Genomic DNA, 7,626 nt, shown 5'->3' on the forward strand with positions numbered 1-7,626 from the left:
GGTTCGCTCGCGGCGGGCTACGGCGGGGCTTTCAACATCTACAACTCCAACTACGGCGCCGCCTTCGCGGGCGTCGAGCACTTCGGTCTCACCCTCACCGCACGTGGCGACTCCGTCGTCACCGGAGACGGCAACGACGTCATCGACGGCCGTGCCGGCGCCGACGTCATGACGGGCAAGGGCGGCGACGACCTCTACCTCGTCGACAATGCCGCCGATCAGGTCATCGAGGCGGCGGACGGCGGCAGCGACACCGTGCGCGCCAGCGTCGCCTACGCGCTCGGCGCCGGGCAGGCCATCGAAACCCTGGCGACCACGAACGACCTCGGCACAGGCGCCATCGCCCTGACCGGCAACGCCGCGGCGAATGCGTTGCGCGGCAATGCCGGCGCCAACGTCCTCGACGGCGGCGCCGGCAACGACACGCTCACGGGGCTCGGCGGCAACGACACCTACGTCGTCGATGCCGCCGGCGACCGGGTCGTCGAGGCGGCCAACGCCGGCAACGACCGGGTCCTGGCCACCGCCAGCTACGCCCTGGCCATCGCACAATCGATCGAGATCCTCGCCACGATCGACGCGACCGCCACGACGGCGATCAACCTCACCGGCAACGAACTGGCCCAGACCGTCCAGGGCAATGCCGGCGCCAACGTCCTCAACGGGCTCGGCGGGGCCGATACGATGATCGGCGGGGCGGGCTCGGACACCTACTACGTCGACGACACCGGCGACCGTGCGATCGAGGCCAACGCCGCCGCCGGCGTCGACCGCGTCTACGCTTCGGTGTCCTACTCCCTGTCCGGCTCCGAGCTGGAGACCCTGATTCTCACCGGCACCGGCAACCTCGATGGGACCGGCAACTCGCTCGCCAACGCGATCACCGGCAACGGCGGCGCCAACGTCCTCAACGGGCTCGGCGGGGCCGACACGATGTCCGGCGGGGTGGGGTCCGACACCTACTACGTCGACAACGCCGGCGACAAAGTCGTGGAGATCGGTGGCGCCATCGGCACCGACCTCGTCTACGCCTCGGTGTCGTACGGGCTCGGCGGCGCGGATCTGGAGGCCCTGATTCTCACCGGCACCGGCAACCTCGATGGGACCGGCAACTCGCTGGCCAACGCGATCACCGGCAACGGCGGCGCCAACGTCCTCAACGGGCTCGGCGGGGCCGACACCATGATCGGCGGGGCCGGGTCCGACACTTATTACGTCGACAATATCGGCGACAAAGTCGTGGAGGTCGGCGGCACCATCGGCACCGACCTCGTCTCCGCCTCGGTGTCGTACGGGCTCGGCGGCGCGGACCTGGAGAACCTGATCCTGACCGGCGGGGGCAACCTCGCCGGGACCGGCAACTCGCTGGCCAACGTGATCACCGGCAACGGCGGCGCCAACGTCCTCAACGGGCTCGGCGGGGCCGACACCATGATCGGCGGGGCAGGCTCGGACACCTATTACGTCGACGATATCGGCGACAAAGTCGTGGAGGTCGGCGGCGCCGTCGGCACCGACCTCGTCTCCGCCTCGGTGTCGTACGGGCTCGGCGGCGCGGACCTGGAAAACCTCACCCTGACCGGGACCGGCAACCTCACTGGGACCGGCAACGCCCTCGCCAACGTGATCACCGGCAACGGCGGTTCCAACCTCCTGACCGGCGGTGCCGGGGCGGACAGCTTCGTGTTCAGGACGGCGCTGGGCCCGAGCAACCTCGACCGGATCACCGACTTCTCGGTCATCGACGACACGGTGCACCTCGCGCGCAGCGTGTTCACTGTGCTGGGAGCCGGTGCCCTGGCCGAGGCGGCCTTCAAGGACCTCTCCACCGGATCGGCCGATGCCGGCGACCGCATCCTCTACGACAAGGCGACGGGGGCCCTGTCCTACGACGCCGACGGCAGCGGCCTGGCCTCGGCCGCGGTGCGGTTCGCCACCATCGACACCAAGGCCGCCCTCACGCACCTCGACCTCTTCGTGGTGTGAGCCGCAGGACCAGGCCGTAGGGCTCGAAGCCAAGAAGCGCCTGCCAGAGGTCGCGGCCGACGAAGACGGAAGGACGGTCTATCCGGCGGCGCCGGCGTATTCTTGATATTCTCTAACGATATCATCGAGACTTCTCGCAAGTCCGCTAAGCTCAATCGGTTGCTTACCTCCCCGCCGCGCGAGTTCGGCCGGAGATCATCGTCGCCTCGTGCCCTGCCACCGCCGCCGGGATGGGCACGGTCAGCCGGTTGGCCTGCGGGAAATCGACGGCGACGAAGTCCGCGCCCGGCTCCGGGGGGCCTGGGACGAAGCCCACATTCCGCGCGAGGCGAGCCCGCGATCGAACGGCAAGAGCGTCGACGTCGACGACCGCTGGCCTTGGATGGACGCGGTGTCGTCGCTAAGGATCGCGCTGGAGCCGGGCTGCCGATCGGGGCACGGCGCGACGATCGCGGTGGTTCGGCATGGACGATCGTCTCTCCCTCGACGCCCTGCGCACACGGTTGTCCGCGGCGGTCTCGGCCGGAGTGCCTTTCTCGATCATCCGGCTCGGTGACGGGGAGGGCCGGGTCATGGGCTATCCGGAGCATGTGCCGTCGCCCTTGCTCGCCGATATCTGGCGCACCTGGTTCGGCCACACCGCCTACAGGGAGGCACAGGTCGCTGCCCTGAGGGAGGCCCTGCGCGAGGCGTGCCGTGCGGCCGACGTGATCGGCGTCCCGCAGGCGGAACCGTATCTCGGATCCGAGTTCGGGCGCGTCGCGGCGCTTCTGGCGCGGGAGGGCTCGATCAGGCCAGGCACGGCATTGTGCCATGCGGGCTTTCACCTGTGGTTCGAACGGCACGGATGGTATGCCGGCCTGCTCGCCGGTCTGCCCGAGGTCGGCGTGATCGGGCCGCGCGACCTGACGCGCGTTCTGCCCGACCGCTTCGGCATCGGCCGGGTCCATTGGCTTCCCACGCCCCCGGAGATGCGCTTTGCCGATCTGCCGGACGCCGAGGCCGCAACACTTGCGCGCCGCGACGCGCATCTGACGACCCGCCTGCCCGAACTTCTCGACGACGGCATTCCCCGCCTGATGCGGCGATACCCCGGCCTCGTCGTATTGGTCGGGGCCGGCCTGCCGGGCAAGCTCTATTGTGCCCGCGTCAAGGCACTGGGCGGCGTCGCGATCGACCTCGGCAGCATGATGGACCTGTGGGCCGGCCTCAAGACGCGCGAGAACCCCGTCTTCGTCGACCTGCGCACGCCGCTGGGCAGCCAGCCCGTGCAGACGCAGCCCTTGAGCTTCGACATGGCGGGACCGGCTCACCGCGGCTTCATCGAGGATGTGCTGCACCTGCACCACCTCGACGAAGCCCGGTTCTGCAAGCCGCTCCCACGGGAGGATGCGACCTTCTTCAAGGCGCTGCTGCCGGCCTGTGGCGACGACCGCTCCCTCGCCCTCGTCCGGTTCACCGAGGCGGCGGTCCGCGAGGCCGAGATCTGCCGGCAGGTCGCCGACAGTGCCTTCGACGGGATGGCGGCCGTCGGCTCCGTCCTGCACGTCGCCTCGGGCTGGGGGCGCCTGACGCGGGCGCTGGCGCAATGGCTGCCGCAGGGTCGGCTGTCGGTATCGGACGAACGGGCGGACGCACGCGCGTGGCAGGCGCGCCTGTTCGGGACGACCGACGTGCCCTGGCCGCCGCCTGCGGAGGGGCAAAAGCACGATCTGATCGTTGCCGGACCGATCGTTCCGGGCACCTGGACGGCTGAGGCGTGGCTCGACACCCGGCTGGCGACGCTGCACGGGCTTCTCACGCCGCGTGGGATCCTGACCTTCGGCCTTCCCTCCGGCCGGGAGAACGCGATGCTGGTGGAGGCGGCCCTGCGTCGGCTGCGTCCGGAGGCGCCGCCGACTTGGGCGCGCCTCTCGAGCGCACCTCGGGGAAGCGACGATCTCTACCTCGTCGGCGGATCGGACCGGGACGTGACGGCGTTGCGGGTCGGGTTACCGCCGATGGGCGGCTTCGAGAGCGCGACGATCCTTGCGAACGGGGACACGGCCTTCGCGGGCTGGGCGGCCGCGCCCGGTGACCGAATCGCGCGGCTCACGGTCGCTGTCGACGCTCGCCCCGTCCCTGGGCTGCGCCCGGCGATGGCGCCGCCGGCCCTCGGCTCCGGACCGGGCGCGCCGGTCGGCTGGCGCTTCAGCCTGCCCACGACGACGCCTCCGGATGCGACCGTCCGGCTTCGTATCGAAGGCGGTTCGGGCCTTGCCGGATATTGCTACGCGACAGCCTCGGGGCGGTTCCTCACCTGATACGGTCCGGACGGTCGTTGACCCGTGGCCTTCGGCCGTGGCGACCGGATGCCGTGTCGATCGAGCCGACCGCATGTCACCCGAAGACCGGGCGAAGATCGGCGAAATCCTGGTTGTCGCGGGTCTTCAAGCCGGCCCAGACATCCATCATGCTGCCGACGTCGATGGCGATGCCGCCGAGCTGCCTGACGCGCCCGCAATAGATCTTGCCCAGGATGCCGGCGCCGACCAGCACCAAAAGGCCGGGCGCCCGTGCCAGCAGGTCGGGGATCTCGCGTTCCATCAGTTCCGGGTAGCGTTCGTTGAGATGCGCGTCGGCGCTGACCAATGCGGCCTTCTCGGCCTCTGGCAGGTCCGAATAGGCCATCTCCGGGGGCACGGGCAGCCATTCGACGCCGCGCACGCCGTAGAGGGCGGGCAGGACCTGCCCGAGGTCGCGCGGCCCGATGACGCCGACATACGGCAGGCCCGCCAGCAGCGCGGGATAGAGGCTTGCCCGCTGGAGCCCGAAATGGACCCCGGCGTGGCAGAGCAGCGTGGAGGGCGTGACGAAATCCTCGCGCGGCAACAGGGCGGCCACGCGACCGAACTCGCAGTCGACGTCCGGCTCCGCTTTGGGGATGCCCACGACGTCCGCCTCCCGGCAGGCGATCTTCAGGTCGTGGCGAAGCCGCGCCACCGCCTCGTCCGTAAACCCGGCGTGACCGAACCAGACCCGCCAGATATCGGCGAGCAGCCGCGGCGGGACGTGGTCCGGATAGCCGATCACGCGTCCCTCGCCGTCGCCGAGGCGCAGGAGCGACAGCGGCGTCCGTGCGTCGACCGCTCGCCGCACGACGGCACTCACCTCCTCCACCGCGAGGCGGCGCATATCGCGCGTCTCGAATGGAGGCCTGCGCAGGTTTTTGATGCCGGGACGGAAGGCGCGACCGGGGACGCGCTTTAGGGCGAGGCAGGCGTGACCGTATGTGGGGGAATCCGGAGCGGCACCGGGCTCGAGCGGCCGAATTCCGACCTCGTAGACATTCAGAAAATCTCTGGCCGCGCCAGCGAAGTAATGGCTGTTGTGAACGCCGAAATTCTGCTGGTAGACGAGCCAGATCGCCTCGGTCTGGACGCGCTTGAGCGTGTGGAGCATCTCGTCCCGCAGCGGGATCGGCGTCTCGCCGAGGGAGCAATGGGCGAGGATGGCCGTGCGCGGGTCCGTCTCCGGGAACAGCTTGGGCAATTCCGAGACCGGCAGCGTCACCGCGCCCGCCTCCGGCAGCGTTCCGTCCCCCGTCACCGCGATGCCGTTGCTGCGCAGGTACCAGCGCTGCAGGCTACGCATCGGCTCGATGTCGAGAAGGACGTAGCGCCCGCCGAACCCCAATCGGCGGGCGAGCAGGCACAGGGCGCCGAACCCGGCGCCGAATTCGACGATCTGGTCGAAGGCGTCGATCCGGGTCTCCATCGCGGCCTCGAAGCGGGCCAGCAGGTAGGCCTGCCGGATCTGGTTGGCGCTCGATGCCGGGTGCAGGCTCGAGGCCGCCGGGCGCCCGAGCGCACTCTCCTTCAGGGCCGGCCGCCATCGCAAACGCCAGTCGGGGAGGCTCTTGAGGGCGTCGAGCTGTCGCCGCGTGTCGGGTTGCTCGCCCACGAACATCGTCTGCATGACGACGGGCCAGCGGGTGAAGCCGTCGAGATCCTCCTCCAGGATGCAGCGCGCGACTTCACGGGCCCGACGGCCCCAGACTGGATGGGTGGCCGCCGACTCGGCTGGTTCGATCGCTCCGTCGATGACCGCAGAGGCGGCCTGCATCAGCGCGGCCCGGCCTTCCTCGGCCGTCGTGGAAGCCATCGTCACGGCAGCGTCCCTTCCAGGCTGTGCCAGGTTTCGGCGATGGCCCTATGATAGGCGGGAACGAAGTGGAGCGGGCTCAGTCCCCAGCGGTGCTCCGGGTCCGCGAGGCACAGCTCCGGCGGCGCCTCGAGCACCTGGGTCCCGGGAAAGACCGCCAGGAACCGGTCCTGAAGCCGCCCGAGCAGGGCATCATGGTCGGCAGCCCGGACGATCGGCTGCCCGGGCAGGATCGCGAGCGCGGCCGGCAGGACCGCCGTGCCCTGCGCCCGTCTCGCCCAGCGAAAGCGGTGCAGCACGATGCGGCAGGCGGGCAGCGACGTGGCGAGCGCCGCGAAGCGGGCCAGGCCCGCCTCCCAGAGGTCCCAGGCTTCCGCCGACAGGCGCGGGACCCGGCGCGCACCGGCCAGCGCCGGGGTCTCCAGGAGCCCGCTTTCCACGAGATCGAGACTCGCGTTCAGGATGAGGCCGCTCGGGAGCACGAGGAGATCGAAGCGCTCTTCGGCGAAATCGAGCAGGAGCACGTCCGGCCGCGCCTCGGCGAGCGCGTGCGGCACCGTCTTGCAGAGTTCCGCCCTCAGCCAGTGCCGCACGGCCGCTGGCCGATCGAGCCGCTCGACGATTCCGGGATCGATCCCGGGGCAGCCGGGGAAGGGGGCGGTCAGGCTTGCCAGCGAGATGCGCGCGTAGTTCGCCGCCAAGGATCGGAGCGGACGGCCTCCCGTCAGCAAGGCCTCCCGCGTGACGCAGCTTGCGAGCATGGCGATCCGGGCGGGAGGTGCGCTCACGTCCCGGACGCCTCGCCCATCCACCGCGCCAACGCGTGCGGCCCGGCCGCGTAGGGGTCGCGAAAGCGCGCCCTCAGGTCGGGCCGCTCGCGGTAGAGCCGCCGGTGCGTGATCGGGATCGGCGTCCCGTCCGCATAGAAGCCGTAGGCCCACCAACCCTCGGGAAGCATCGCGACCGCGTTGCAGGTGAGTCGCCGTTCGTACCACTTCGTCAACTCGAACAGGGCGGGCTGGTCGCCTCCGTTGCGTTCCAGCATGAGCCGGCCGGCGGTTCCGAGCTTCGTGAAGTGGAAGAAGCGCAGCGGCCGGCCGGCAGCGCGGATCGTCCCGTCGGGGTCGACCTCGATCCGCCGATGCGCGACGTTCCAGGAGGCGACGTTGAAGCCTTCGTCGCGCAGGATGTGGACGCCGTCGAACAGGGCCGGAACGTGGTCGCACCAGCGCTGATCGGTGAACAGCCCGGCGGGGATGTCGTCGCGGCAGAAGGCGAGGAGCCGGGCGCGCCACCACCGTGCGAAGCGGCGGCCCTCCCCGGTGCCGGCGACGGCGATGAAACCCAGGTTGTAGATGCCGTGCTTCAGGGCACCGATCTCGTTGTCGAGCACCCCTTGCTGTCAAACAGCGTTGAACATTGACCCTGGATCGGCGTCGAACTTTGACCCCCCGGATGGGTATGGCGGGGCGCCCCTGATCAGCCCGGCGAAGCGGG

General features: G+C 70.3%; 5 protein-coding genes. 2 read left to right on the plus strand and 3 right to left on the minus strand.

Going from position 1 to position 7,626, the window contains the following annotated elements:
* Together ASG59_RS11360 and ASG59_RS11365 are read left to right on the plus strand one after the other, a co-directional pair.
* On the plus strand, nucleotides 1–1,986 hold a 1,986-nt coding region (locus ASG59_RS11360), incomplete at its 5' end, for a calcium-binding protein (protein WP_162245451.1).
* 464 nt (nucleotides 1,987–2,450) lie between these two features.
* On the plus strand, nucleotides 2,451–4,289 hold the full coding sequence (locus tag ASG59_RS11365; protein ID WP_056408950.1) for a hypothetical protein: 1,839 nt from the start codon (nucleotides 2,451–2,453) through the stop codon (nucleotides 4,287–4,289).
* A gap of 76 nt (nucleotides 4,290–4,365) precedes the next feature.
* On the opposite strand, the gene ASG59_RS11370 is transcribed toward ASG59_RS11365, so the two are convergent.
* The 3 genes from ASG59_RS11370 to ASG59_RS11380 are packed head-to-tail and all read right to left on the minus strand — an operon-like array spanning nucleotide 4,366 to nucleotide 7,522.
* Complete coding sequence (locus tag ASG59_RS11370) at nucleotides 4,366–6,129, minus strand: hypothetical protein (protein WP_056408952.1); 1,764 nt, start codon at nucleotides 6,127–6,129, stop codon at nucleotides 4,366–4,368.
* 2 nt (nucleotides 6,130–6,131) lie between these two features.
* Nucleotides 6,132–6,917, minus strand: a complete 786-nt coding sequence (locus tag ASG59_RS11375) for a DUF6270 domain-containing protein (protein WP_156399217.1) — start codon at nucleotides 6,915–6,917, stop codon at nucleotides 6,132–6,134.
* On the minus strand, nucleotides 6,914–7,522 hold the full coding sequence (locus ASG59_RS11380) for a hypothetical protein (RefSeq protein ID WP_056408956.1): 609 nt from the start codon (nucleotides 7,520–7,522) through the stop codon (nucleotides 6,914–6,916). The genes ASG59_RS11375 and ASG59_RS11380 overlap by 4 nt, the downstream gene beginning before the upstream one ends.
* Nucleotides 7,523–7,626: the final 104 nt, after the last annotated feature.

The sequence above is a fragment of the Methylobacterium sp. Leaf466 genome, from assembly GCF_001425565.1.
Classification (GTDB): domain Bacteria; phylum Pseudomonadota; class Alphaproteobacteria; order Rhizobiales; family Beijerinckiaceae; genus Methylobacterium.

Bases quoted from the DNA above. Each gene is read 5' to 3' on its own strand.
- ASG59_RS11365 (WP_056408950.1), top strand. From the start codon at position 2,451: ATGGACGATCGTCTCTCCCTCGACGCCCTGCGCACACGGTTGTCCGCG.
- ASG59_RS11370 (WP_056408952.1), bottom strand. From the start codon at position 6,129: ATGGCTTCCACGACGGCCGAGGAAGGCCGGGCCGCGCTGATGCAGGCC.